At 69.6% G+C, this 24,807-nt stretch carries 20 protein-coding genes and 2 pseudogenes; 14 read left to right on the plus strand and 8 right to left on the minus strand.

Going from position 1 to position 24,807, the window contains the following annotated elements; all coding sequences use genetic code 11:
* Positions 1-4 precede the first annotated feature (4 nt).
* From FGL15_RS12265 to FGL15_RS12290, 6 genes are all read left to right on the plus strand, one after another.
* A complete protein-coding gene (locus FGL15_RS12265) occupies positions 5-1,126 on the plus strand; it encodes a LacI family DNA-binding transcriptional regulator (protein WP_138946258.1) in 1,122 nt (373 codons plus the stop codon).
* A gap of 152 nt (positions 1,127-1,278) precedes the next feature.
* Complete coding sequence (locus FGL15_RS12270) at positions 1,279-2,955, plus strand: ABC transporter substrate-binding protein (protein ID WP_086473023.1); 1,677 nt, start codon at positions 1,279-1,281, stop codon at positions 2,953-2,955.
* 8 nt (positions 2,956-2,963) lie between these two features.
* Complete coding sequence (locus FGL15_RS12275; protein ID WP_138947296.1) at positions 2,964-3,935, plus strand: ABC transporter permease; 972 nt, start codon at positions 2,964-2,966, stop codon at positions 3,933-3,935.
* A complete protein-coding gene (locus tag FGL15_RS12280; protein WP_086473024.1) occupies positions 3,932-4,852 on the plus strand; it encodes an ABC transporter permease in 921 nt (306 codons plus the stop codon). Before FGL15_RS12275 ends, FGL15_RS12280 begins: the two co-directional genes overlap by 4 nt.
* The gene (locus FGL15_RS12285; protein ID WP_071261828.1) at positions 4,849-6,618 is read left to right on the plus strand and encodes an ABC transporter ATP-binding protein; all 1,770 of its coding nucleotides are present in this window, start codon (positions 4,849-4,851) and stop codon (positions 6,616-6,618) included. Before FGL15_RS12280 ends, FGL15_RS12285 begins: the two co-directional genes overlap by 4 nt.
* A gap of 140 nt (positions 6,619-6,758) precedes the next feature.
* Positions 6,759-7,937, plus strand: a complete 1,179-nt coding sequence (locus FGL15_RS12290) for a glycoside hydrolase family 1 protein (RefSeq protein WP_138946259.1) — start codon at positions 6,759-6,761, stop codon at positions 7,935-7,937.
* Positions 7,938-8,433: 496 nt separating this feature from the next.
* Here FGL15_RS12290 and FGL15_RS12295 read toward each other — a convergent pair whose 3' ends face one another.
* Entirely contained in the window at positions 8,434-9,204 is a 771-nt protein-coding gene (locus FGL15_RS12295) for a hypothetical protein (protein WP_138946260.1), read from the minus strand.
* A 53-nt stretch (positions 9,205-9,257) separates the two neighbouring features.
* On the opposite strand from FGL15_RS12295, the gene FGL15_RS12300 reads away from it, so the two are divergent.
* Positions 9,258-9,914, plus strand: a complete 657-nt coding sequence (locus FGL15_RS12300) for a MarR family winged helix-turn-helix transcriptional regulator (RefSeq protein WP_240773525.1) — start codon at positions 9,258-9,260, stop codon at positions 9,912-9,914.
* A 251-nt stretch (positions 9,915-10,165) separates the two neighbouring features.
* Here FGL15_RS12300 and FGL15_RS12305 read toward each other — a convergent pair whose 3' ends face one another.
* Complete coding sequence (locus tag FGL15_RS12305) at positions 10,166-10,936, minus strand: SDR family NAD(P)-dependent oxidoreductase (RefSeq protein WP_138946261.1); 771 nt, start codon at positions 10,934-10,936, stop codon at positions 10,166-10,168.
* Complete coding sequence (locus tag FGL15_RS12310; RefSeq protein ID WP_138946262.1) at positions 10,933-11,835, minus strand: fumarylacetoacetate hydrolase family protein; 903 nt, start codon at positions 11,833-11,835, stop codon at positions 10,933-10,935. Before FGL15_RS12310 ends, FGL15_RS12305 begins: the two co-directional genes overlap by 4 nt.
* A gap of 180 nt (positions 11,836-12,015) precedes the next feature.
* Between FGL15_RS12310 and FGL15_RS12315 the strand changes: the two genes are divergently transcribed.
* The 5 genes and pseudogenes from FGL15_RS12315 (at position 12,016) to FGL15_RS12330 (ending at position 15,573) form a co-directional block, all read left to right on the plus strand.
* Positions 12,016-13,305, plus strand: a complete 1,290-nt coding sequence (locus FGL15_RS12315; protein WP_138946263.1) for an L-fuconate dehydratase — start codon at positions 12,016-12,018, stop codon at positions 13,303-13,305.
* Positions 13,298-13,483: pseudogene (locus FGL15_RS21520) on the plus strand (aldo/keto reductase); the annotation flags it as partial. The gene FGL15_RS12315 and the pseudogene FGL15_RS21520, both read left to right, overlap by 8 nt.
* Before the next feature lie 149 nt (positions 13,484-13,632).
* Positions 13,633-14,250, plus strand: coding sequence for an aldo/keto reductase (locus FGL15_RS21525; protein ID WP_370281696.1), 618 nt, complete (start codon positions 13,633-13,635; stop codon positions 14,248-14,250).
* Positions 14,250-15,113, plus strand: a complete 864-nt coding sequence (locus FGL15_RS12325) for an amidohydrolase (RefSeq protein ID WP_138946264.1) — start codon at positions 14,250-14,252, stop codon at positions 15,111-15,113. The genes FGL15_RS21525 and FGL15_RS12325 overlap by 1 nt, the downstream gene beginning before the upstream one ends.
* A gap of 43 nt (positions 15,114-15,156) precedes the next feature.
* On the plus strand, positions 15,157-15,573 hold the full coding sequence (locus FGL15_RS12330) for an RbsD/FucU family protein (protein ID WP_138946265.1): 417 nt from the start codon (positions 15,157-15,159) through the stop codon (positions 15,571-15,573).
* A 22-nt stretch (positions 15,574-15,595) separates the two neighbouring features.
* Here the strand turns inward: FGL15_RS12330 and FGL15_RS12335 are convergent, their stop codons facing one another.
* The 4 genes from FGL15_RS12335 to FGL15_RS12350 all read right to left on the minus strand — a co-directional run bounded on the left by FGL15_RS12335 (position 15,596) and on the right by FGL15_RS12350 (position 19,079).
* Entirely contained in the window at positions 15,596-16,006 is a 411-nt protein-coding gene (locus FGL15_RS12335; RefSeq protein WP_138946266.1) for a hypothetical protein, read from the minus strand.
* Positions 16,003-17,100, minus strand: coding sequence for a serine hydrolase (locus FGL15_RS12340; protein WP_138946267.1), 1,098 nt, complete (start codon positions 17,098-17,100; stop codon positions 16,003-16,005). The genes FGL15_RS12335 and FGL15_RS12340 overlap by 4 nt, the downstream gene beginning before the upstream one ends.
* A 25-nt stretch (positions 17,101-17,125) precedes the next feature.
* A complete protein-coding gene (locus FGL15_RS12345; RefSeq protein WP_138946268.1) occupies positions 17,126-17,707 on the minus strand; it encodes an ArsR family transcriptional regulator in 582 nt (193 codons plus the stop codon).
* Between the two features lie 73 nt (positions 17,708-17,780).
* Positions 17,781-19,079, minus strand: coding sequence for an MFS transporter (locus tag FGL15_RS12350; RefSeq protein ID WP_138947298.1), 1,299 nt, complete (start codon positions 19,077-19,079; stop codon positions 17,781-17,783).
* A 327-nt stretch (positions 19,080-19,406) separates the two neighbouring features.
* Here FGL15_RS12350 and FGL15_RS12355 point away from each other — a divergent pair, with 327 nt between their 5' ends.
* The gene (locus FGL15_RS12355) at positions 19,407-21,989 is read left to right on the plus strand and encodes an ATP-dependent Clp protease ATP-binding subunit (RefSeq protein WP_138946269.1); all 2,583 of its coding nucleotides are present in this window, start codon (positions 19,407-19,409) and stop codon (positions 21,987-21,989) included.
* A gap of 114 nt (positions 21,990-22,103) precedes the next feature.
* Here FGL15_RS12355 and FGL15_RS12360 read toward each other — a convergent pair whose 3' ends face one another.
* Positions 22,104-22,589: a hypothetical protein gene (locus FGL15_RS12360; RefSeq protein ID WP_138946270.1), complete on the minus strand. Its 486-nt coding sequence runs from the start codon at positions 22,587-22,589 to the stop codon at positions 22,104-22,106.
* Between the two features lie 354 nt (positions 22,590-22,943).
* On the opposite strand from FGL15_RS12360, the pseudogene dnaK reads away from it, so the two are divergent.
* Positions 22,944-24,805: pseudogene (gene dnaK, locus FGL15_RS12365) on the plus strand (molecular chaperone DnaK).
* The last annotated feature ends 2 nt before the right edge of the window (positions 24,806-24,807 follow it).

Consider the following 24,807-nt stretch of genomic DNA (forward strand, 5'->3'; position numbering starts at 1 on the left):
TCCCATGACGAAACCGCCGACGGTCTACGACGTCGCGCACCACGCCGGCGTCTCCATCGCGACGGTCTCGCGGGTGCTCAGCCGCCCCGACGACGTGAAGCCGGCCACGCGAGACCGCGTGCTCGCCTCGGTCGGTGAACTCGGGTACGTCCCGAGTGGAGCCGCACGAGGGCTCGCCGCGCGCCGCACCGGCGTCATCGGCCTGTTCTTCCAGGGGCTCGACGCGATGGACGACCTCGGGGACATCGCCCTCGAGGGTGACGAGGCGGCGGCCGGGGGAGCGCGCATCGTCCGCGACATCCCGGAGCGGACCGACACGCGGACGCTCAACCTCTACTTCGACGAGGTGCTGCGCGGTTGCGAGCTGGAGTCCTGGCGGAGCGGGTTCGCGCTGCTCGTCGGCGTCGGACGCGGGTCCACGGCGACGCAGACCGTGCGCGACATGGCGGGTCGGGTGGACGGTCTCATGGTGCTGGCCGGGAGCGCGAGCGAGGAGGAGCTCGCGCGCCTGTCGCGGCACGTCCCGATCGTCGTGATGGCGGGGCCCCGGCGCGGCGACGACCTCGACCACGTCTCCGTGAGCAACGCCGAGGGGATGCGCACGCTCACGGCGCACCTCATCGACGACCTCGGTGCCCGAGAGCTCGAGTACGTGGCGGGAAGCCTCGGCTCGCCCGATGACGCGGAGCGCTGGAGCGGGTTCCGCGCGGCCCTCGCGGACCGGTCGCTCGAGGCCCCGGAGGAGCCGACCCTCCGCGGCGACTTCACCCGGGAGGGCGGGCGACGGGTCGGTCGGGAGCTGTTCCGACGCGACGGACTGCCGCGGGCCGTCGTGTGTGCCAACGACCAGATGGCGCTCGGCGTGATCGACGCCGCCAGGATCGCCGGGGTCGCGGTCCCGGAGGAGCTCATCGTCACCGGCTTCGACGGCATCGACGCCGGCCGCCTGTCGGCTCCGCGGCTCACGACGGTCCGGCAGCCGATGGAGACGCTGGGCAGGGTGTCCGTGCAGGCGCTCGCCCGTCGCCTCGCCGAGCCGAAGCTGCCCGCGATGTCCGTCCGGCTCCCCGTCGAGGTCGTCCTCCGCGAGAGCTCCGAGTCGGGCGTCTCCGTGTCCCTTCCCTAACTCAGGACGTGTGCGGCGTGTCGCCCGTGGGTCGCGAGTACGTTGGCGGACACGCCGAGCCCTTCCTGAGTTAGGGAAATCCGACACGGGTTGCGCCGGGCAATGTATGCGCTTACACTCAACCGGTACAGACTTCAGCAAGGACGGTGGCGATGACGCACACGACGCACGAGCGGACCAAGGTCCGCAGGCGCAGACGACTCGGAGCAGCGGCGATGATCGCCGCGGCGGCCCTGCTCGTCTCCGGCTGCAGCATCCAGATCAAGAGCGAGCCGGATCCCTCGATCCCCGCCGACACGATGCTGCTGGCCTCCGACAAGGGCACCCCGATGCTCGAGCGGAACTTCAACCCCTACCTCGTGAACAAGCGCTCGGCCTCGAGCTACATCTACGAGCCGCTCGTGATCATCAACGTGCTCGACGGCAAGGAGACGCCGTGGCTCGCCGAGAAGGTCGACCTCCCGGACGCCCGCACGATCGACTACACGATCCGCGACGGCGCCACCTGGTCCGACGGCGAGGCCTTCACCCCTGAGGACGTGAAGTTCACCTTCGACCTCATCAAGCAGTACCCGACGCTCGACCAGAAGGGCGCCTGGCAGCACATCGACACGATCGAGGTGAAGGGCCAGCACGTCATCATGCACCTGCTCGACGACGACGCCCCCGCGGCCGACATCGTCTCGCAGACGCTCATCGTCCCGGAGCACATCTGGAAGGACGTCAAGAGCCCCGACACCTGGCGGAACCCGAACCCGGTCGGCACCGGTCCGTACGTCCTCGGCAACTACACCTCGCAGCAGTACACGATGGACAAGAACGAGACGTACTGGCAGGCCGACAAGATCGAGGTCAACCACCTCGTGATCCCCGCGGCCACCGGCGAACTCGACATCGTGACCAAGGGCTTCGACTGGGCGTACTCGTTCCTGTCGAACGTCGAAGGCACCTGGGGTGCGGCCAACGACCACAACAAGTTCTGGTTCCCGCCGGGAGGCGTGATCGGGCTCGTGCCCAACATGGACGTCGCCCCGTTCGACAACGTCGACGTCCGTCGCGGCATCGCCCTGGCGCTCGACCGTGACAAGATCGCCGACGCAGCGACCGAGGGGTACCTCGGTGCAGCCGGCCAGTCGAGCCTCATGCTCCCCAACCAGGAGGACGAGCTCGACCCGACCCTGCCGAACCAGGGCATGATCACGCAGGACACCGCCGGCGCCCTCGAGGCCTTCGCGGCCGCCGGGTACACCCAGCAGGGTGGCAAGCTCGTCGACGCGGCGGGCAAGCAGTTCAGCTTCTCGATCACGACCGCCAACGGCTACGCGGACTGGCTCCGCGCGGTCCAGGAGGTCCGCAAGGAGCTCGGCGCCCTCGGCATCGACGTGCAGATCAAGCAGCCGCAGCCGCCGGGGTACCAGCAGGCGATCCAGAGCGGCGCCTTCGAGGTCGCCATGGGTGGCATGGGCAACGGCATCATGTTCCAGGGCTTCAACAACAGCTTCAACAGCGAGTTCGCGAAGCCGATCGGCGAGACGACGTCCAGCAACTTCGGTCGCTATCGCAACCCGCAGATGGACCAGCTGCTCGCCCAGTACAAGGAGACGACCGACGAGGCCACTCGCCTGGGGCTGAGTCACCAGATGCAGCAGATCGTCTACAGCGACTTCCCGGTCATCGGCATGTACTACGGCGGACTCTGGGGCCTCTACAACGACAAGAAGTTCACCGGCTGGCCCGATGCGGACAACCCGTACGCACCGCTGCAGACCTACGACCAGACCCCGCTCCTCGTGTTCACGCACCTCAAGCTCCGGAAGGACGGTGAGTGACCGTGTACATGGTGCGCAAACTCGGCCTCTTCGTCCTCACCCTGTGGGCGGCGGTCACGCTGAACTTCCTTCTGCCGCGGCTCATGCCCGGCTCCCCGACCGACGCCGCGATCGCGAAGCTCGCGCAGAACGGCCCGGTCTCCGCGGCCACGCGTGCGGCGATCGAGGCCCAGCTCGGTGTCCCCGGCGGCAACCTCTGGGAGCAGTACGTCACGTACCTCCACCAGGTCGTCACGCTCGACTTCGGGGTCTCGTACACCTTCTTCCCGCAGTCGGTCGGTGAGCTCATCTGGCAGGCGTTCCCGTACACGATCATCCTGCTCGGGATCGTGACGATCGTCGCCTTCATCCTCGGCACCCTCATCGGTGTGCTCGCGGCCTGGCGACGGAACACCTGGCTCGACGCCCTGCCGACGCTGAGCGGCACGTTCGCCAGCACGTTCCCGTACTTCTGGACCGCACTGCTCCTGCTGTTCTTCGCCGGCTATGTCCTCCACTGGTTCCCGACCTCGGGTGCCTTCGGCCCGACGGCGACGCCTGCCTTCACCTGGGACTTCATCGTCGACGTCGCGTACCACGCGGTGCTGCCGGCGCTGACGATCCTCGTGACGAGCCTCGGTGGCTGGATCATCGGCATGCGCAACGCGATGATCAACACCCTCGGTGACGACTACGTGACCTTCGCCGAGGCGAACGGTCTCCGTGGTCGCACGGTCGCCATTAAGTACGCGGCCCGCAACGCGATCCTCCCGAACCTCACCGGCTTCGGGCTCGCGCTCGGCGGTGTGGTCGGCGGCTCGATCCTCGTGGAGCAGGTCTTCGGGTACCCGGGCATCGGCTTCCTCCTGTTCAACGCGGTGATCGGACAGGACTACCCGCTCATGCAGGCGCTGTTCCTGCTCATCACCGTGAGCGTGCTCATCGCCAACTTCCTCGTCGACATCCTGTACGGCGTACTCGACCCAAGGACCCGCCGATGACCACCACACAGCACGTCAAGACACTGCAGTCCGACCAGACCGTGCGTCCGCCGAGGAAGTTCGCCTTCATCGGTCGATCGGCGGCGACGCTCTGGGCCAACTGGAAGTCCCGCCTCGGGCTCATCATCCTCGCGTTCTTCATCCTCGTCGCGATCTTCGCCCCGGTGCTCGCACCGTACGGCGCGAGCCAGGACGGGTTCCCCCGGAACGCCGACTCGAGCCCCGAGCACTGGTTCGGGACGACGGCGGCGGGCGAGGACGTCCTCAGCCAGCTCATCTACGGTTCGCAGATCAGCGTCACGGTCGGTTTCATCGCCGGCATCCTGTCGACGATCGTCGCCGTCCTGATCGGCCTCAGCTGGGGCTACATCAAGGGCTTCGGCGCCGAGGTCGTGAACTTCATCGTCAACCTGTTCCTCGTGGTGCCCGGCCTGCCGCTCATGATCGTCATCGCCGCGTACCTCCAGAACGGTGGGCTCGTGATGATCGTTGCGGTCATCGTGATCACCGGGTGGGCGTGGGGTGCCCGCGTGCTCCGCAGCCAGACGCAGTCGCTGCGTTCGCGTGACTTCGTGACCGCGGCTCGCTTCTCCGGTGACCGACCGTTCCGCATCGTGTTCAACGAGATCCTGCCGAACATGACGTCCCTCATCGCCGGTGGCTTCTTCGGTGCCGCGACGAGTGCGATCCTCGCGGAGGCCGGCCTCGAGTTCCTCGGCCTCGGCGATTCGTCGATCGTCAGCTGGGGCACCATCCTCTACTGGGCGCAGAACTCCAACGCCCTGCTCACCGGTCAGTGGATCCTCCTCTTCGCCCCCGGTCTCTGCATCGCGCTCCTCGCGATGAGCCTCACCCTCATCAACTTCGGTGTCGACGCGATCAGCAACCCGCGCCTCCGTGAAGGGAAGTCACGATGAACGCCGTCAACCTCCAGGCCGAGAGCGCATCCGCGCCGGCAGCCGGGACCGGAGCGCTCCTCGAGGTCCGCGACCTGTCCGTCGTCTACGAGTCGGTCGGCGCCGCGCCGGTCCAGGCCGTCGACCACGTGTCGTTCTCCGTCGGCGCCGGTGAGTTCATCGGGCTCGTCGGCGAGTCCGGCTCCGGGAAGTCGACGCTCGGCTTCGCGGCCACCCGCTTGCAGAAGCCGCCGGCCCGCATCAACGGCGGGCAGATCCTCTTCGGTGGCAAGGATATCCGCGAGCTCGGCGACGAGGCGCTCCGCGAGCAGCGGCAGGGCGGGTTCGCCATGGTGCTGCAGTCGGGGATGAACGCACTCAACCCGGTCCGCACGATCCGCAACCACTTCGTCGACATCTTCAAGGCGCACGGGCACGTCTCCCGCGACCGCTGGGACGCCCGGATGGCCGAGCTGGTCGGCAAGGTCGGGCTGACGCCGCAGGTGCTCGCGCGCTTCCCCGGCGAGCTCTCCGGTGGCATGCGCCAGCGCGTGTCCATCGCGCTGGCCCTGTCGCTCGAGCCTCGCCTCATGGTGTTCGACGAGCCGACCACCGCGCTCGACGTCCTCGTGCAGCACGCGATCATGGACACGATCACCGAGCTGCAGCAGGCCGAGGGGTTCACCGCCATCCTCATCAGCCACGACCTCGGTGTCGTGCTCGAGGCGACGCAGCGCGTGCTCGTCATGCATGAGGGCCGCATCGTCGAGGACGCCCCGAGCCGCGACATCCTCGAGCGTCCGCAGGACCCGTACACGCGGATGCTGCTCAGCCACTACGCCGACCCGCGCGCCGCGGTCGTCGAGCTGCCCGGCTTCCCCTCGCGGGCGAACCGCGGGACGGCTCCCGTCTCCGGCACCACGACGAGCGTCCCGACCGCGACGAGCGCGAGCTCCGAGTCGGGCAAGGCCTCGTCGCGCGCCGGTCGTTCGGCCGAGTCGGCGGTCATCGTCGACGCCGTCTCGAAGGTCTACCCGCCGCCGCGTCGCGGTGAGTCCGCGGTCACGGCCGTCGACGACGTGTCGTTCACGCTCGAACCCGGCCAGTCACTCGCGCTCGTGGGGGCCTCGGGCTCCGGCAAGTCGACCATCGCGAAGCTCATCACGGGCATCGAGAAGCCGACCTCCGGCGCGGTCCGCTTCGGTGACCTCGACGTCGCCCAGCTGAACCGCAAGGGCATCCGGAACCTGCACAAGAACGTGCAGATGATCTTCCAGGACCCGTACGCGGCGCTCAACCCGCTGCACACGGTCGAGTACACGCTCACCCGGCCGGTGGTGAACTTCACCGGGCTGAAGGGCGACGCGGTGCGCAAGCGCGTGCTCGAACTCCTCGAGACGGTGGGCCTCTCGCCCGTCGAGCAGTTCGCGGCGAAGCTGCCCCACCAGCTCTCCGGTGGACAGCGGCAGCGAGTCGTGATCGCCCGGGCGCTCGCGAGCGACCCGCAGGTGCTCATCGCCGACGAGCCCGTCTCGATGCTCGACGTGTCGCTGCGTGCCGGTGTGCTCGCACTGCTCGAGGACCTGCGGGAGCAGTGGGGCGTCTCGATGCTCTACATCACGCACGACCTGCTGTCGGCGCGACTCGTGACCGACAACATCATGGTCCTCAATCAGGGTCGCGTCGTCGAACGAGGCGAGACCGCGCACGTCCTGCAGCACCCGCAGGATCCGTACACGATCCAGCTGCTCGACGCCGTCCCCAACCCGGCCCGCGCCAAGCGCTGACGCCCGTCCGGTCCCTGCGCTTCCCCCGGTCCCTGAGCCTTCCCCTCCCCGGTCCCTGAGCTTGTCGAAGGGCCTGGTTCCCTCCCGGTCCCTGAGCTTGTCGAAGGGCCACACCTCTACATGAAACAGGAGCAACACCCGTGCTGACCTTCCCCGACGGCTTCCTCTGGGGCGCCGCCACCGCTGCCCACCAGATCGAGGGCAACAACATCAACAGCAACTGGTGGGTGCACGAGCACGAAGCCGGGACGAACATCGTCGAGCCCTCGGGCGACGCGATGGACAGCTACCACCTCTACCGCGAGGACATGCAGCTGCTCGCCGACGCCGGGCTCAACACCTACCGGTTCAGCATCGAGTGGGCCCGGATCGAGCCCGAGCGCGGCATCGTGTCGCGTGCCGAGGTCGACCACTACCGTCGCATGGTCGACACCGCGCACGAGCTGGGACTCAACCCGGTCGTCACGCTCATGCACTTCACGGTGCCGCGCTGGTTCGAACGTGACGGGTTCTGGCGGGCCAAGGACGCCGCCGACCTCTTCGCGCGGTACACCGAGCTGACCCTGCCGATCGTCGGCGAGGGCGTCGACCACGTCTGCACCATCAACGAGCCGAACATCGCCGCGATGCTCGCCGGTGGTGAGGACGCGGCGAACCTCGTCGCGTACGGCCTGCCGAACCCTGACCTGTTCGTGGCGGATGCGCTCCTCGAGTCCCACAAGCGTTCGCGCGAGGTGCTGTCGCAGGTGTCCGGCCTGAAGTCCGGCTGGACCATCGCGACGCAGGCGTTCCGGTCGAACGGTGAGCCGGGCTCCGACGAGATGCTGCGCGAGTACGGCTACCCGCGTGACGACTGGTACCTCGAGCAGTCCGCCGGCGACGACTTCCTCGGCGTCCAGGCGTACACGCGCACGTTCATCGGGCCGAAGGGTCCGCTGCCCGTCGAGGACGGCGTCGAGACGACGCTCACCGGTTGGGAGTTCTACCCGCCGGCCGCCGCCGAGGGTGTGCGGAGCGCCTGGGAGCTGTCGGGCGGGGTGCCGATCATGATCACCGAGAACGGCATCGCGACCTCGGACGACACGCGTCGGATCGACTATACGGACGGCGCCCTGCGCGAGCTGCACGCCTGCATCCAGGACGGGATCCAGCTCGAGGGCTACCTCCACTGGAGCGCGCTCGACAACTACGAGTGGGCGAGCGGCTTCCGGCCGACCTTCGGCCTCATCGCCGTCGACCGCGAGACCTTCGTTCGCACGCCGAAGCCGAGCCTCGCGTGGCTCGGAAACGTCGCGAAGGCGAACGGCCTCACGGAGTAGCGGAAGCGCCCCGTTGCTGTCCCCAACTCAGGAGACGTCCGGTGTGTCGGGCTCGTGTGGGTGGCGACACGCGTCGGAGTCCTGAGATAGGGGCGCCGGGGTCGGGTGTGGTCCGTCCGTGCCCAACTCAGGAGATGTCCGGTGTGTCGGGCTCCGTGTGGGTGGCGACACGCGACGGAGTCCTGAGATGGGGACGTCGGGGTCGCGTGTGGTCCGTTCGTGCCTAACTCAGGAGATGTCCGGTGTGTCGGGCTCGTGTGGGTGGCGACACGCGACGGAGTCCTGAGATAGGGACGTCGGGGTCGCGTGTGGTCCGTTCGTCCCCAACGCAGGAGACGTCCGGTGTGTGGGGCTTCGCGGGAGGGTGACACGCGACGGAGTCCTGAGAACGGGACGGTGGGTCGAACGGAGAGAGCCCCGGGCAGCGGTTGCTGCGCGGGGCTCTGTGCATGGAGTTCGGCTGGGGTCCGCATGGGCGGAAGACGCCGGCGGCCGGTCAGCGTTCGCTGCGGGGGCCGCGACCGAAGCGACCACGCGGGCCGCGTTCGTGGGCCGTGCGCTCATCCCAGCCGAAGGCCCGGGCGATGCTCTCGAGGCTGGCGAGGGTCGTCGCGAGGTCCTCGGGCGAGACGGCGTCGGCGACGGTCTGGCGGACCGCGTCGACCTTGGTGCGGAGCGCGTCGTGCGCCTCGCGACCGGTGTCCGTCAGGGTGATGCCGTCGGCGTCGACGATGACCCAGCCGCGGACGGCGAAGTCCATGACGATGTCCGCGGTCGAGCGACGAGGACCGCGGTGCCCACGGTGGTGGCCGTGTCCAGGACCGAACGGTGCACCGCCGGAACGGTGACCGCGACCGAAGCCGGGACCGGACTCGCGGCCGCGCCCGAAGGCCCGATCGTGAGCGGGGTGGCCGTCCTCGTGGCCGCTCGGACGCTCGGCGGATGCGGTGTCCGCCGTCGTCTCGGCAGTGCGCTCGGGGCGACCGAAGCCGCGACCGGGGCCGAACCCGCCGCGGCGGCCGAACCGTTCGGGGCCGCGCGGTTCGCGGCGGTGTGGCGGGAGCGCTGCGTCGATCTCCTCGACGCTGGACGCGCCGGAGGCGATGAGCTCGAGGGTGCGCCAGCTGCGGCGGCCGAGGCCGTCCTCGGCGAGCACCTCGTGCATCGAGTGCTTGACCGCGTGGTCGACGGTGCGGAGCCAGAACCCGAGCGGTCGCTCGGCGGACTGGGTGGTGGACTGCTCTGGGGAAGTCGTGGGGGTGTTCATGGGTGGTCTCCTTATTTGCATGCTCTGTTACATGTAAATGTATAATGACATGTATGTCCGATGATCGTCAAGCGCAGCCCAGCGAACCCACAGCAACCGACCCGGTGGAGATGATCGAGCAGGCCCTCGTCCAGATCCGACGTGACCAGTCAGGCCGTCGGTTCGGCGGTCGCGGTGGGCGCGGTGGGCCCGGTCATCACCACCACGATGAGCACGGGGGCGGTCATCGGCACGACGCCGACGGCGGCGCTGAGGACGAACGCGGACGTGGGCGCGGTCCGGGCCTCGGACCTGGCTTCGGCGGGCCCTGGGGTCCCGGCGGTGGCGCCCGTCACCCGCGCGAGCAGGCGATCGCCCAGGCGGCCCGGTTCCGGATGCTGGACGCGCTCGCTCGTGACGAGGCGGCCGGTGGCATGGGGATCAGTGCGCTCGCGGAGTCGATCGGCGTCGACCAGCCCCGCGCGAGCCGGCTCGTGGCCGAAGCGACGAAGCGTGGCGAGGTCGCTCGCGCGGTCGACCCGAACGACGGTCGACGCAGCGTGGTGCAGCTGAGCGCCGCCGGCCGCGCGGTCCTGCAGGAGGCGCACCGGGGTCGACGCGACGCGGTCACGACCGCGCTCTCGGGGTTCACGCCGGAGGAGGCGGCGCAGTTCGCCGCCTACCTCGACCGCTTCGTCGCCGCGTGGCCGCGCCCCGACACCGACCGGTAGCTCGCCCGCCTGATCCTCGACTCCGGGTTCGCAATTCAGGAGCGTCCCGGTGAGTCGAGCCGGATCATCCCCTCGGTGGCCGGACGCGCCGGCGTGCGCCTGAGTTCTGCACAATCGGACCCGGCCGGTCCATGCGGTTCGCAATTCAGGAGGAGTCAGGCGTGTCGGCCTGGGGATGGCCGTCTCACGGGAGAATCGCCGGAGCGCTCCTGCGTTGTGAACGGTGAGGCGGCATCGGGACCCCGCCCTCGCTACTCGGGGCGGAGGCGGAGCTCCTGCATCCCGCCGTCGACGGCGATCGAGGTGCCGGTCGTCGAGCCTGATCGCGGACTCGCCAGGTAGGCGACGGCACCGGCGACCTCGGTCGCGGCGACGAGTCGGCCATGCGGCTGACGTGCCTCGAGTGCGGCGCGCTCGGCGGCCGGGTCCGAGGCGCTGTCGAGCAGCCGGCCCACCCACGGGGTGTCGGCCGTGCCCGGGTTCACGCAGTTGACCCGGATGCCCTCGCGCAGGTGGTCGGCGGCCATCGCGCGCGTCAAGGACAGCACGGCCCCCTTCGTCGCCGTGTAGAGCGCGCGCTGGGGGAGTCCCGCCGTCGCGGCGATCGACGCGGTGTTCACGATCGCGGCCGACGGTGACTCTCGCAGGTGTGGGAGGGCTGCGCGGGTCACGCGAGCCATGCCGACGACGTTGATGTCGAAGACGCGGTGCCACTCGTCGTCGTCGTTCGACTCGACGGTCCCCTGCGCACCGATGCCGGCGTTGTTCACGACGATGTCGAGGCGGCCGAACCGTGCGACGACGGCTTCGATCGCAGCGCGGACCGACGCGTCATCGGCGACGTTCGCACGCACCGACAGGCGGGTTGCGGAGTCCTCGTCGGGCGACGGGTTCAGATCGAGGATCGCGACGCTGGCGCCGTCGGCGGCCAGGCGTTCGACGATGGCGGCCCCGATCCCCGAAGCGCCGCCGGTGACGATCGCGACGAGTCCGTCGAACTCGCCGGTGTCTTCGGCGCTCATGCGCGGGCTCCGAGTGCCTCGGCCGGCTTCGCGGCCGGCGCGATTCCAGGGACCGGGTCGACGAACCGCTGTCGCTGGCGGCCGAGGCCCTCGATCTCGACCTCGCAGACGTCGCCCGGTGCGAGGTAGGGGAAGCGGCCGGAGAGCGCGACGCCCTCGGGTGTGCCGGTCAGGACGAGGTCGCCGGGTTCGAGCTGCAGATACTGGCTCAGGTGCCAGATGACCGTGGCGACGTCGAAGATGAGGTCGGCCGTGCTCGAGTCCTGACGTGGTTCGCCGTTGACCCAGCTGCGGAGTCGCAGGGCGCCGGCGTCGACCTCGTCCGGCGTCACGAGCCACGGGCCGGTCGGGTTGAAGCCCGGAGCGCACTTGCCCTTCGACCACTGCCCGCCACTCGCCGCCATCTGGAAGTCGCGCTCCGACACGTCGTTCGCGGTGACGAAGCCGGCGATGCGGCCGAGGGCGTCCTCGGGGCTGTCGAGGTAGGAGGTGCGCTCGCCGATGACGACGCCCAGCTCGACCTCCCAGTCGGTCTTCGTGCTGCCTCGCGGGATGCGGACGTCGTCGTTCGGGCCGACGACCGTGTTGGGCGTCTTCAGGAACATGATGGGGATCTCGGGCGGAGCGGATCCGGACTCCGCCGCATGCGCCGCGTAGTTCATCCCGATGCAGACGACCGCACTCGGCCGGGCGATCGGAGCGCCGATCCGAAGGTCGTCGGCGCCGTCGAGGGTGGGGAGCGCACCCGACTCGAGGGCGGCGCGAACGCGGGCGACACCACCGCCGGCGAGGAACGCTCCGTCGATGTCGGGGGTGATCGATCGGAGGTCGTAGGCGGTGTCTCCCGCGAACACGACGGGGGTCTCCCCGTCCACGGGGCCGAGTCTGGCGAAGCGCATGCTGGTCCTTCCGGTTCCGCCGGTGCCCGCGTGCGGACCCGGCTCCGTAGCCGATAACGTCTGAACTCTACCGCCCGATCCGACCGTTGCAACAGGTGAATTCGTCCACGCTGGGCGCATTGACATGTCAGACATCGGATGTCTAAGCTCGGTGGCACCAGCCCGAAGGAGCATGCCGACGTGAGTACCATCATCGGATTCGAGACGCACGACGTCCGGTTCCCGACCTCGACCACCCTCGACGGCTCGGACGCCATGAACCCCGACCCCGACTACTCCGCCGCCTACCTGCGGCTCGTGACGGACGCGGACGACGGCCACGAGGGCCACGGCTTCGTCTTCACGATCGGACGCGGCAACGACGTCGAGGTCGCAGCCATCCACGCCCTCCGGGAGCACCTCCTCGGTCGCGAGGTCGAGCCCGTGCTCGACGCCCTCGGAGCCTTCTGGCGCGAACTCGTCTACGACTCCCAGCTCCGGTGGCTCGGTCCCGAGAAGGGCGTCATGCACATGGCGATCGGCGCCGTCGTCAACGCGCTCTGGGACCTCAAGGCCAAACGCGCCGGCCTGCCGCTCTGGCGACTGCTCGCCACCATGACCCCGGAGGAGCTCGTCGAGCTCGTCGACTTCCGCTACCTGAGCGACGTCCTCACCCCGGACGACGCCCTCGCGATCCTCCGACGCGCCGAACCGGGACGCGAGGCCAGGATCGAGGCCCTCCTCGCGGCCGGGTACCCCGCCTACACGACGACGCCCGGGTGGCTCGGCTACTCCGACGAGAAGCTCGACCGCCTGTGTCGTGAAGCGGTCGCGGACGGATTCACGCAGGTCAAACTGAAGGTCGGCGGCAACGTGGAAGACGACGTCCGTCGCCTCGCCATCGCCCGGAACGCGGTGGGACCCGACATCCGAATCGCCGTCGACGCCAACCAGCGGTGGGACGTCGCGGAGGCGATCGACTGGATGTCCCGACTCGCCCCCTACGACATCGCCTGGATCGAGGAGCCGACGAGCCCCGACGACATCCTCGGCCACGCGGCGATCGCGCGCGGCGTCGCCCCGATCCCGGTCGCGACCGGCGAGCACATGGCCAACCGCATCATGTTCAAGCAGTTCCTGCAGGCCGACGCCCTCCAGGTGCTCCAGATCGACTCCACTCGGGTCGCCGGCGTGAACGAGAACATCACGATCCTCCTCCTGGCCGCGAAGTTCGGTGTCCCGGTCTGCCCGCACGCCGGTGGCGTCGGGCTGTGCGAAGCGGTGCAGCACCTCTCGATGTTCGACTTCATCGCCGTGTCCGGGAGCGAGGATGGACGCATGATCGAATTCGTCGACCACCTGCACGAGCACTTCGTCGAGCCCGTCGAGATCGTCGCCGGCCGGTACCGCGCGCCGGTCGCCCCCGGCGGCGGTTCGGAGATGCTCGCGACGTCGATCGCCGAGTTCACCTTCCGGGGCGCCGGTGCCTGACCTGCTCGTCCCGCGGCTCGCGTACGGCGCCGCCAACCTCGGCAACCTCTACCGCGAGCTCAGCGATGAGGACGCCTGGGCGATCCTCGATGCGGCCTGGGAACACGGCGTCCGCTTCTACGACACGGCTCCGCACTACGGCCTCGGCCTCTCCGAGCGTCGGCTCGGCGCCTTCCTGCGGACGAAGCCTCGCGACGAGTACGTCCTGTCCACCAAGGTCGGCCGCCTCCTCGTGCCGAACCCGGCGGGGAGGGTGCGCTCGACACGGACAACGACTTCGTCGTCCCGGCGACCTTGCGGCGCGAGTGGGACGCCAGTGAGTCGGGCGTGCGGCGTTCGCTCGACGAGTCCCTCGAGCGACTCGGGCTCGACCACGTCGACGTGCTCTACCTCCACGACCCGGAACGGAACGACCCCGAATCCGGGATCTCCGAGGGGATACCGGCGCTCGCTGCCCTCCGCGACGAAGGACTCGTCAGGGCGGTCGGGATCGGGTCGATGGACGTCGCCGCGCTGCTCGCCGCGGTGCGCACGGGCCTGACCGACCTCATCATGATCGCCGGTCGGTACACGCTCGCCGAGCAACCAGCGGGCGAGGAGGTGCTGCCCGCCTGCCTGGAACACGGCGTCGGCGTCGTCGCCGCCTCGGTGTTCAACTCCGGCCTGCTGGCCCGCGCCGTCCCCGACCGCGACGGACGCTACGAGTACGGTGCTGTCCCACCTGAGGCCTTCGACCGCGCCGTCGACATCGCCGAGATCTGCCGTCGGTTCGAGGTCGAACTGCCCGCAGCCGCCCTCCAGTTCCCGCTCCGCCATCCCGCCGTGCGGACGGTCGCGGTCGGTGCCTCACGGCCGGAGCAGATGATCCAGAACGTGGAGCGCTTCGAGGCGCCGATCCCCGAGACCTTCTGGACGGAGCTGCGCACCAGAGGGCTGCTCGGCTGATGCGGACGATCGACGCGCACCTCCATCTGTGGAATCGCGCCGACGGGTATCACTGGCTCGCTTCGGCCGACGAGGCACTTCGCGAGGATTTCACGCCGGAGCGCGCGGCCGCGGAGCTACGGGAGGCCGGCGTCGATGCGGCGATCCTCGTCCAGGCCGACGACACGGAGCTCGACACGATGTCCATGCTCAGCGCATCGGACGCTTTCAGCTGGGTGGCCGGCGTCGTCGGCTGGGTGCCGATCGACGATGCGAAGCGGGCTGAGGCCCTGCTCGACCGCTGGTGCGCGCATCCACGGTTCCGCGGCGTTCGTCAGCTGCTGCACGACGATCCCCGGGACGGACTGCTCCTGGCTGCACCCGCCCGCCGGTTGGCGGCGCTCCTCGCGGACCGTGGGCTTCCGCTCGACCTCCCGAACGCCTTCCCTCGGCTGCTCCGCGACGCCACCGGACTCGCGCGGCTGGAGGAGGGGCTGACGATCGTCGTCGACCACCTCGCGAAGCCGCCGCGCGACGATGAGGCCTTCGAACGATGGGCGACCGAGCTGGCGGCTGCGGCGGCGTCACCGAACGTGGTCGCGAAGGTGTCCGGCCTCAACCGGGCCGGTCGGCCGTTCGTGGCGGCCGAGGTGCGTCGGGCCTGGGGCACCGCACTCGCCTGCTTCGGGCCCGAGCGGTTGATGCTCGGTGGCGACTGGCCGATGACCGTCACGAGCGGCGGGTACGGTGCGGTCTGGCACGAGCTGTCCGGTCTCGTCGACGAGTTGTCGCCGTCGGAACGCGATGCACTCCGTGGCGGGACAGCGACGCGCGTCTACCGGCTCGACCCCCGCGGGCCGGTCGGCGTCGACGGACTGACATGATCGGGCAGACGGATGGACACGGAACCATGACGAGGAGGTCACCATGCTGACAGGGATCGACCCGGTGCTGAGCGGCGAACTGCTGCTGCACCTGGACGCGATGGGACATTCGGACGCGGTGGTGATCGCCGACGCGCACTTCCCGGCCACCCGGCTCGGCGAACGCGTCGTCGTGCTGCCGACGCTGTCGACGCCGGAGGTCCTCCGAGCGGTGCGCACGGTGATCCCGCTCGACGACGAGCCCGTGCTCGACCTCATGACGAGTGCCGACGGCACGGTGCTCGACGTCCAGCGGGAACTCATCGCCGCCGCCGGCACGACCGAGGACGCCGTGCGATTCGTCGACCGGTTCGCCTACTACGACGAGGCCGCCACGGCGTTCCTCATCATCCGCACGGGCGAGACCAGGAAGTACGGGAACGTCACCCTGCGGAAGGGCCTCGTGCTCCCGGGCGCCTGACCCGACCGTGGGCTGCTGTCGCTCACCAGCAGAGCGCGACGATCGCAGCACCGACGACGGCGTAGATCCCCGAGAGGACCTGCCGACCGCGAGTGCGGGGTGCGGCCGCGGTCTCGACCGTCGCCCCGTGCTCGTCGAGTGAACGCTTCGGCTTGGGTGCGTGCCAAGGGAGTGTGCGCCAGCGGAGTGCTGCGCCGGCGAGTCCGAAGCCGACGATCGCAACGGCGAGGACCCACGCCCAGGACCAGACGCCGACCGGCGCGGCGAGGGCGCGGACGAGGGCGAGGATCACGACGCTGTCGACCGCGTCGACGACGAGTCGGTAGCGCTCGGTCGCCGCCCAGCGTCCCGTACTCCACGCATGCGCGACCTGGAGGGCGAGGAACCACGCGACGACGAGGGCGACGACGACGGGGATCAGGATCTCGATCATCGTGCTGCTCCGATCTGCTCGAGGAGGGCGACGCCGGCCGCATCGACCGACTCCTGGGTCGCCGAGACGAGGACCACCGTGGTGCCGGTCGCCGGGACGACGCCGACGAAGGACGCGAACCCGCCCGTGGCGCCGTTGTGCCAGACGAGGTCCTCACCGTCGATCGCCTGCCGATCGGTGATCCAGGCCCAGCCGATCTCGCGATCGCCGAACGCCGCCTGTGGGTCGAGTGCCTCGATGCCCGGCGCGCTGCCGTCGGCCAGTCGTTCCGCGAAACGCGCGAGATCCGCTGTGTCCGAGCGGATGCCGCCGGCAGGTCCGATCGCCGTGCCGGTCCATGCTGCGGCGGTCCGTCCGCCGGCGGTCTCACCGAGGAGGTCGCGGTCGCCGAGGTCGCCCGCATCGCTCACGGGGGCGGTCGAGTCGAGTCCCATCGGACCGGTGATCCGTTCCTCGAGGAGGTCGGGGTAGCTGGTGCCGGCGGCTGCGCCGAGGGCGGCACCGAGGAGTTCGAAGCCGAGGTTGGAGTAGGTGCCCTTCGGGGTGTCGAGGGACGCGGACCGCGCCTGCTCGAGCAGCTGGTCGAGGTCTTCGCCGTAGGGGTTCGCCGTCGTGAGCGCGAACCACGTCGAGGAGAGGATCGTCGAGAGGTCGATCGGCAGCCGGGGCAGGCCGGAGGTGTGGGTGGCGAGCTGCGCGAGGGTGACGTCCGCCGCGGGCGCGTCGCCCAGTTCGAGGAGGTCACCGAGCCTGGTGTCCGGGGTGACCTCGCCGCGCTCGATCGAGTCGGCGAGCAACAGTCCGGTGAAGGCCTTGCTCACCGACCCGATCTCGAACCGGGTGTCCGGCTGGGCGCCGATCGTCGCGGTGCGGGTGCCGTCCGGGGTGACGACGACGGCCAGCAGGGCCTTGCGGTCGGGGCCGGCGAGCTCGCGGACGGTCGCCGCGAGTTCGGCGTCGCCGGTGGCCTCGGATGGAAGCGTCGAGGGCCCTGGCCGGAAGGCGAGCCCGACCGCGAGGGCGACAGCGGTGCTGACGGCGGCGATGGCCCAGACCCGTCTGGGTCGGGACGTGCTGCGTGGTGTGGCGGTCATGCGGGGTCCTTCCTGGGGTCGGTGGTCATTCCATGGCGGCGACGGCGACGAGCAGCGGGACGAGTCGCATGGGTGGGACCGCGACCCGTCCGCGGCCGGCGGGTTGCAGCCAGCCGGCGGCCGTCAGGACGCGGACGTGGTGGTAGACCTGGCCGGTCGTCCCGATGCCGTCGAGTTCGCCGAGGTCCGCGAGTGCGGACGTGCCGTTGGCGACGGCCAGGAGCAGCTGCAGCCGGACGGGGGAGCCGATGGCCGCGAGCCGCGATGCCGCGGTCGCGAGCGGACCGGAGCCCGCTGACTCCACGGCGTCGGGGTCGTCGCCGAGCGCGAGGAGGTCGTCGGTCGCTCGGGCGTACTGCCACTGCACGGGTCCGCCACCGGCGACGACCGATCCGGTGAAGAGGACCGCCCCGTGCTCGAGCGCCGTCGTGCGCTGTTCGAGGCCGCGGAGCGCCCAGAAGGTGTCGTCGGCAGCGCCCGCCGCGGCTGCGGACGGAACGTCGTCCGGTCGCCCGGCGGTCGAGTCGTCGTCGGCCGCCTGGGCGAACACGGCGGCTTCGAGACGCGCGAGACGTGCCTCGTGATCGCCGGGGTCGATGGTCGTCATGACCCAAGTGTACAAATATCGTAATTACGAAATCAAGCCGATCGCTCCCGAGCTCGGAGCGGGGAGCCGCGCATCACGCCCGCGAGGCGAGCCGCCCCTGCTTCGCGTGCACCGGGATCAGCAGTCCGAGGCCGATGAGCAGCACGAGCACGATCCCGAGGATCCCCCAGAACTGCGCCCCGCCGAGCGTGACGAACAGTGCGAAGGCGGTCGGCGCGAGGAAGGACACGGCGCGGCCGGTCGTGGCGTAGAGGCCGAAGACCTCACCCTCGCGGCCTTCCGGGATGATGCGCGCCAGGAACGAGCGGCTCGCCGACTGTGCAGGGCCGACGAACAGGCACAGCATGAGGCCGAAGATCCAGAAGATCGTCGCGCCGCCCTCGTGGAGGAAGAACACGGCGCTTCCTGCGATGACGAGGCCGATGAGCGACGCGACGATGACAGGTTTCGGGCCCACCTTGTCGTCGAGCAGGCCGATGGTGATCGTCGCGATCCCGGCGACGACGTTGGCGGCGATCGCGAAGATGATCACCTCGCCGGGTGAGAAGCCGAAGGTCCCCGCGGCCAGGACGCCACCGAAGGTGAAGACACCGGCGAGCCCGTCGCGGAACACGGCGCTCGCGAGCAGGAAGTAGAGCGTCTGTCGGCTGTCGCGCCAGAGTTCCGCGATGCTCTTGGCGAGCACCCCGTAGGAGGCGAAGAACCCGACGTGCGGCCGGGCGACGGCCTGGGGTGCGTGGTACTCGGGCACCGCGAAGAGCACGGGCAGGGCGAAGATCCCGAACCACGCCGCGGAGACGAGCATCGCGACGCGGACGTCCATGCCGTCGTCACCGGTGACGCCGAAGAGTCCGACCTCGGGGGAGATGAAGCCGAAGTACACGATGAGCAGCAGCACGATGCCGCCGATGTACCCCATGCCCCAGCCGAGACCGGAGACCTTGCCGATGGAGGTGGGCGTCGACACCTGGGCGAGCATCGCATTGTAGTTGACGCCGGCGAATTCGAACACGATGTTGCCGACCGCGAGGAGGATGAGGCCCAGCCAGAGGAAGTTCGGATCGGGGGCGACGAAGAACAGGAGCGCGGTGATCGCGACGACGACGTAGGTGTTGAAGCCGAGCCAGAACTTCCGTCGCCCGGCGGAGTCCGACCGCTGGCCGACGACCGGCGCGAGGATCGCGATCAGCAGCCCGGCGGCGGCGAGCGCCCACCCGAGGGACGCCGACACCGCGGCCTCCTCGCCGAAGGAGTCGCTCGTCAGATAGACGGTGAACACGAAGGTGGTGACGACGGCGTTGAACGACGCCGAGCCCCAGTCCCACAGGCTCCACGCGAAGATGCGACCCTTACGACCCGCCTGCGCCTTCACTGCGGCGACCTGCGAGGTGTCGAGGTCGACGGTGGCTGCTGCGGCGTCGGGGGTGACGAGCGGTGGTGGCGGGAAGTTGCGGGGCCGGGATCCGAGACGCGGGGCCTCGTCGCCGGGCCCGTCTGTCCGGCCGGTGTCGTCGGTGCCACCTGGGGAGTCGTGCTCATGCACTGAGGCTAGTGCCGCGTGGTGAGCGGGCGGTAGCGCGCGTCCCGGAGCGCGATGGCTGGGGGTTCGCTGGGACGAGGATCGTTGCCGGGAATAGCTTCGGGCACCCCGCGTTGGACTTGAGCGTACGACACTCAAGTTTGAATCCAGGAGGTTCACGTGCCCGAAGACTTCACCCAGGGCGGCGCAGCAGCAGACGGCGGATCGTCGTCGTTCGACGACTTCCTCGCCCGATACCTCGAGGGCGAGCGGGCGCGTTCGGCGCGGACCATCGACCTCAGCCGCTTCCTCACCGCACGGACGCAGGAGATCCTGCAGCGCGCCGGCCGGTTCGCGCTGGAGCGCGGCCAGAACGAGCTCGACGCGCTGCACATCCTGCGCGTCATCGTGAGCGAGGAGCCCGCCAAGGACGCCGTCGCGCGCCTCGGCGTCGACCCGAAGATCATCGCCAAGGCCGCCGAGCAGCGCCTGCCGCAGGCGTCCTCGCCGAGCGTCAAGGACCCGGCCATCACGCCGTCGGCCCAGCGCGCGCTGTTCCACGCCTACCAGGTGGCCCGCGCCGCCGGATCGACGTACGTCGACCCTGAGCACCTCTTCTTCGCGCTCGTCATCAACCAGGACTCGCCCGCCGGTGAGGTCCTCGCGCGCGCCGGCGTCACGGCGGAGGCGCTGACGCAGGGCATGCGCCAGACCGTCGGCGACCCCGGCGTCGCCACCGACGACCAGGACGACCGCGATGCCGACGACCTCGACTCGGACACCCCGATGCTCGACCGTTTCGGCACCGACCTCACGGCGCTCGCCGCAGGCGGGTCGCTCGACCCCGTCATCGGACGTTCCGAGGAGATCGAGCAGACCATCGAGATCCTCTCCCGCCGCACGAAGAACAACCCCGTGCTCGTCGGCGAGGCCGGCGTCGGCAAGACCGCGGTCGTCGAGGGACTCGCCCAGGCGATTGTCGACGGCGGCGTCCCGGAGCAGTTGCGCGATAAGCGCGTCATCTCACTCGACCTGCCTGCCATGGTCGCCGGAACCCGGTACCGCGGCGACTTCGAGGAGCGCCTCACCGGCCTGCTCGACGAGATCGCAGCCAACCGCTCCGAGCTGATCGTCTTCATCGACGAGGTCCACACCGTCGTCGGCGCCGGAGGATCCGGCGAAGGCGGCATGGACGCCGGCAACATGCTCAAGCCGCGTCTCGCTCGCGGTGAGCTGCACCTCATCGGTGCGACCACGCTCCGTGAGTACCGCGGGATCGAGAAGGACCCGGCACTCGAACGCCGCTTCCAGCCCGTGCGCGTCGGCGAGCCGTCGATCGAGGACGCCGTCCTCATCCTCGACGGTCTCCGTCCGGCCTACGAGGAGCACCACGACGTCCGCTTCACCGACGCCGCCCTCCGCGCCGCCGTCGAGCTCTCGGCCCGCTACCTGCCCGACCGTGTCCTGCCCGACAAGGCCATCGACCTCGTCGACCAGGCCGGCGCCCGACTGCGGTTGCGGCTCGGGAAGGCGGTCGACGTGAGTGCCCTCGTCGAGGAGCTCGCGACACTCGAGGCGTCGAAGAACGCTGCCGTGTCGGCCGAGCACTACGAGGAGGCCTCGCGCATCCGCGATGAGATCACCGCCGTGCAGGCGAAGCTCGACGCCGCCTCCAACGGCCCCGGCGCGCGCACCGACCGCGACGCCGTCGTCGACGAGGCCCAGATCGCCGGCGTCGTGTCCCGCGCCACCGGCATCCCGGTCAGTCGGCTCACGGAGGGCGAGCGGGAACGTCTCGCCGGCCTCGAGGACGAACTGCACGCTCGCGTCATCGGCCAGCACGACGCCGTGACCGCGGTGTCGAAGGCCGTCCGCCGCAACCGCACGGGCATGGGCGACGCGAACCGACCCGTCGGCAGCTTCCTGTTCCTCGGTCCCACCGGCGTGGGTAAGACGGAGCTCGCGAAGGCACTCGCCGGATCCCTGTTCGCGGACGAGCACTCCGTGATCCGCTTCGACATGAGCGAGTTCGGCGAACGCCACACGGTGTCGCGACTCGTCGGTGCCCCTCCCGGGTACGTCGGGTTCGACGAGGCGGGCCAGCTCACCGAGCGCGTGCGGCGCAACCCGTACTCGATCGTGCTGTTCGACGAGATCGAGAAGGCGCACCCGGACGTCTTCAACCTGCTCTTGCAGGTCCTCGACGACGGTCGCCTGACCGACGGTCAGGGGCGGACGATCGACTTCCGCAACACGGTCGTCGTCATGACCTCGAACCTCGGCTCCGAGTTCCTGGCCTCCCGGTCCGGTGCGATGGGCTTCGTGGCCGGTGGCGCCGACGACCCGACGGGCTTCGGCTCCGAGGAGGCGCTGCGGGCCCGGGTCATGGGCAAGCTGCGCGAGGCGATGCGTCCGGAGTTCCTCAACCGCATCGATGAGATCGTCCTCTTCCGCAAGCTCGACCAGCAGCAGCTGCAGGAGATCGTCGCGCTGATGCTCGGCCGCACGACCGAACGGTTGGCCGCGCGCGGTGCGTCACTCGAGACGACTCCGGAAGCGCGCGCCCTCCTCGCGGAGCTCGGCTACGAGCCGGAGTACGGTGCACGCCCCCTGCGTCGCCTCATCCAGCGTGAGGTCGACGACCGCATCGCCGAGCTCGTCGTGGGCGGCGGGGTCGGCGACGGCTCGACCGTGCACGTCGACGCGGTCGGCGGGAGGATCGTCGTCACCGAGCGGTCTGTGATGGTGGCGGAAGCCGCCTAGGCCGGGAGATGGATCGACAGGCTCAGGGACCTGACCTCCGGACCCTGAGCCTGTCGCCGTCTGTGCGCGCGGGCACCTCGACAGGCTCGGTGACCGGAGCAGCCCGGAGTGTTCCTACTCCTGAAGTCCTTGCACCGAATCCAGCAGGCTCGGCGCGCTCACGTAGAAGAGTTGCCCGTCCTGCCACACGAAGCCACCGGAGAGGTTGCCGCCCGGGTCGGTCGGCTCGAGGAGGAACGGAAGTCCGGACTCGTCGCTCTCGACGAATCCGGCGGCCTCGAGTTCGACCTGCTTCGCCGCCCAGGCCGTCTCGTCGAACGGTGCCTGCGCGACCGTCGCCGAGATGTCGGTCTGCGGCTTCGTCCAGGTGCACGCGACGCCACCGGCGTCGACGAGGAACGTCAGGTCGGTCCGTGTGACCTGGTACGCCCGCGGTTCCATCTGGGTCTGCGCGAGGTCCGCATATCCCTGCTCAGTGAGGATCGTGTCGCACGTCGCAGCTGCGGCCGTCTCGGTCGCCTCGGCGGAGGGCGTCGAGGTGGGGTGGCGCTCGGAGTGCTCATGGCCGTGGAGCTCGGCGACGGCGCTCCGGATCCGCACCCGGCGAGGGCGAGGGCTCCGATCGTTGCGACGAGGGCGGTCAGGAGACGAGGGGAGTGGCGGCGCGACATCCCACAAGCCTAGGAGTCGCGCCGAGTCCGGCGGATCAGGGGCAGCACGGGGATCGCGCAAACTGGCCATCCGCTGGGAGTTGAGCCAGGCGGACTCAACTTTCTTGACGTCGAAACCGGGCCTCGGTAGCATTGAGTCATCGGGGCTCAAGTCTCGACGTCACACCAGCATCACCCCATCAACCAGCTCGGTGCCGAGCTCGTCGAGTCGGCCGGACGCCATCCGCATGCCGCCCGAGTCGACGAGTTCCGAACCGGCAGTCAACACAAGGAGAACCAACACATGGCACGTGCAGTAGGCATCGACCTCGGTACCACCAACTCGGTGGTCGCCGTCCTCGAAGGTGGAGAACCCACCGTCATCGCCAACGCCGAGGGCTTCCGCACCACCCCGTCGGTCGTCGCATTCACCAAGGACGGCGAGGTGCTCGTCGGCGAGACCGCGAAGCGCCAGGCCGTCACCAACGTCGACCGCACCATCGCGAGCGTCAAGCGCCACATGGGCACCGACTGGAAGTTCGACGTCGACGGCAAGAAGTACACGCCGCAGGAGCTGTCCGCCCGCATCCTCGCGAAGCTGAAGCGCGACGCCGAGCAGTACCTGGGCGACACGGTGACCGACGCGGTCATCACCGTCCCCGCCTACTTCAACGACGCCGAGCGTCAGGCCACGAAGGAGGCCGGTGAGGTCGCAGGCCTCAACGTGCTCCGCATCATCAACGAGCCGACCGCTGCAGCCCTCGCCTACGGCCTCGACCGCGGCAAGGAGGACGAGCTCATCCTCGTCTTCGACCTTGGTGGCGGTACCTTCGACGTCTCGCTGCTCGAAGTGGGCAAGGACGACGACTTCTCCACCATCCAGGTCCGTTCCACCTCCGGTGACAACCGCCTCGGTGGAGACGACTGGGACCAGCGCGTCGTCGACTACCTGATCAAGCGCTTCAAGGACTCGACCGGTGTCGACGTCTCGGGCGACAAGATCGCGAAGCAGCGCCTCAAGGAGGCCGCCGAGCAGGCGAAGAAGGAGCTCAGCTCCTCGATGTCGACCTCGATCCAGCTCCCCTACCTCTCCCTCACGGAGAACGGCCCGGCCAACCTCGACGAGACGCTCTCCCGCGCCAAGTTCGAGGAGCTCACGCAGGACCTGCTCGAGCGCACCCGCAAGCCGTTCAACGACGTCATCGCCGAGGCCGGCGTGAAGGTCTCCGACATCGCGCACGTCGTGCTCGTCGGTGGATCGACCCGTATGCCCGCCGTCGCCGAGCTCGTCAAGAAGCTCACCGGTGGTCAGGAGCCCAACAAGGGCGTCAACCCTGACGAGGTCGTCGCCGTCGGCGCAGCCCTCCAGGCCGGCGTGCTGAAGGGTGAGCGCAAGGACGTGCTGCTCATCGACGTCACCCCCTGTCGCTCGGTATCGAGACCAAGGGTGGCATCATGACGAAGCTCATCGAGCGCAACACCGCGATCCCCACGAAGCGGAGCGAGACCTTCACCACGGCCGACGACAACCAGCCGTCCGTCGCGATCCAGGTCTTCCAGGGCGAGCGCGAGTTCACCCGCGACAACAAGAACCTCGGCACCTTCGAGCTGACCGGCATCGCGCCGGCTCCGCGCGGTGTGCCGCAGGTCGAGGTCACCTTCGACATCGACGCCAACGGCATCGTGCACGTGTCCGCCAAGGACAAGGGCACCGGCAAGGAGCAGTCGATGACCATCACCGGTGGCTCGTCCCTCGGCAAGGAGGACATCGAGCGCATGGTCCGCGAGGCCGAGGAGCACGCTGCGGACGACAAGGCCCGCCGCGAGCAGGCCGAGGTCCGCAACAGCGCCGAGCAGCTCGCCTACTCGATCGACAAGCTCATCAAGGAGAACGACGACAAGCTGCCCGAGGACGTCAAGACCGACGTCCAGGCCGACGTCGACGCTCTGAAGAGCGCACTCGCCGGTGAGGACGAGGACGCGGTGAAGACCGCGTTCGACAAGCTCAACGAGAGCCAGGTCAAGCTCGGCGAGGCGATCTACGCCCAGGCGCAGGCCTCCGAGTCCGCCGCAGGAACCGAGGCCCCGGCCGAGGAGGCGACCTCCGATGAGGACGTCGTCGACGCCGAGGTCGTCGAGGACGAAGACGACAAGGACAAGAAGTAACC

Source organism: Plantibacter sp. M259 (assembly GCF_006065115.1).
Lineage (GTDB): Bacteria > Actinomycetota > Actinomycetes > Actinomycetales > Microbacteriaceae > Plantibacter > Plantibacter auratus.

Excerpts from the sequence above, each read along its gene's own strand:
- FGL15_RS12265 (WP_138946258.1), top strand. The coding sequence starts at position 5 with ATGACGAAACCGCCGACGGTCTACGACGTCGCGCACCACGCCGGCGTC.
- FGL15_RS12270 (WP_086473023.1), top strand. The coding sequence starts at position 1,279 with ATGACGCACACGACGCACGAGCGGACCAAGGTCCGCAGGCGCAGACGA.
- FGL15_RS12275 (WP_138947296.1), top strand. The coding sequence starts at position 2,964 with ATGGTGCGCAAACTCGGCCTCTTCGTCCTCACCCTGTGGGCGGCGGTC.
- FGL15_RS12280 (WP_086473024.1), top strand. The coding sequence starts at position 3,932 with ATGACCACCACACAGCACGTCAAGACACTGCAGTCCGACCAGACCGTG.
- FGL15_RS12285 (WP_071261828.1), top strand. The coding sequence starts at position 4,849 with ATGAACGCCGTCAACCTCCAGGCCGAGAGCGCATCCGCGCCGGCAGCC.
- FGL15_RS12295 (WP_138946260.1), bottom strand. The coding sequence starts at position 9,204 with ATGAACACCCCCACGACTTCCCCAGAGCAGTCCACCACCCAGTCCGCC.
- FGL15_RS12300 (WP_240773525.1), top strand. The coding sequence starts at position 9,258 with ATGTCCGATGATCGTCAAGCGCAGCCCAGCGAACCCACAGCAACCGAC.
- FGL15_RS12305 (WP_138946261.1), bottom strand. The coding sequence starts at position 10,936 with ATGAGCGCCGAAGACACCGGCGAGTTCGACGGACTCGTCGCGATCGTC.
- FGL15_RS12310 (WP_138946262.1), bottom strand. The coding sequence starts at position 11,835 with ATGCGCTTCGCCAGACTCGGCCCCGTGGACGGGGAGACCCCCGTCGTG.
- FGL15_RS12325 (WP_138946264.1), top strand. The coding sequence starts at position 14,250 with ATGCGGACGATCGACGCGCACCTCCATCTGTGGAATCGCGCCGACGGG.
- FGL15_RS12330 (WP_138946265.1), top strand. The coding sequence starts at position 15,157 with ATGCTGACAGGGATCGACCCGGTGCTGAGCGGCGAACTGCTGCTGCAC.
- FGL15_RS12335 (WP_138946266.1), bottom strand. The coding sequence starts at position 16,006 with ATGATCGAGATCCTGATCCCCGTCGTCGTCGCCCTCGTCGTCGCGTGG.
- FGL15_RS12340 (WP_138946267.1), bottom strand. The coding sequence starts at position 17,100 with ATGACCGCCACACCACGCAGCACGTCCCGACCCAGACGGGTCTGGGCC.
- FGL15_RS12345 (WP_138946268.1), bottom strand. The coding sequence starts at position 17,707 with ATGACGACCATCGACCCCGGCGATCACGAGGCACGTCTCGCGCGTCTC.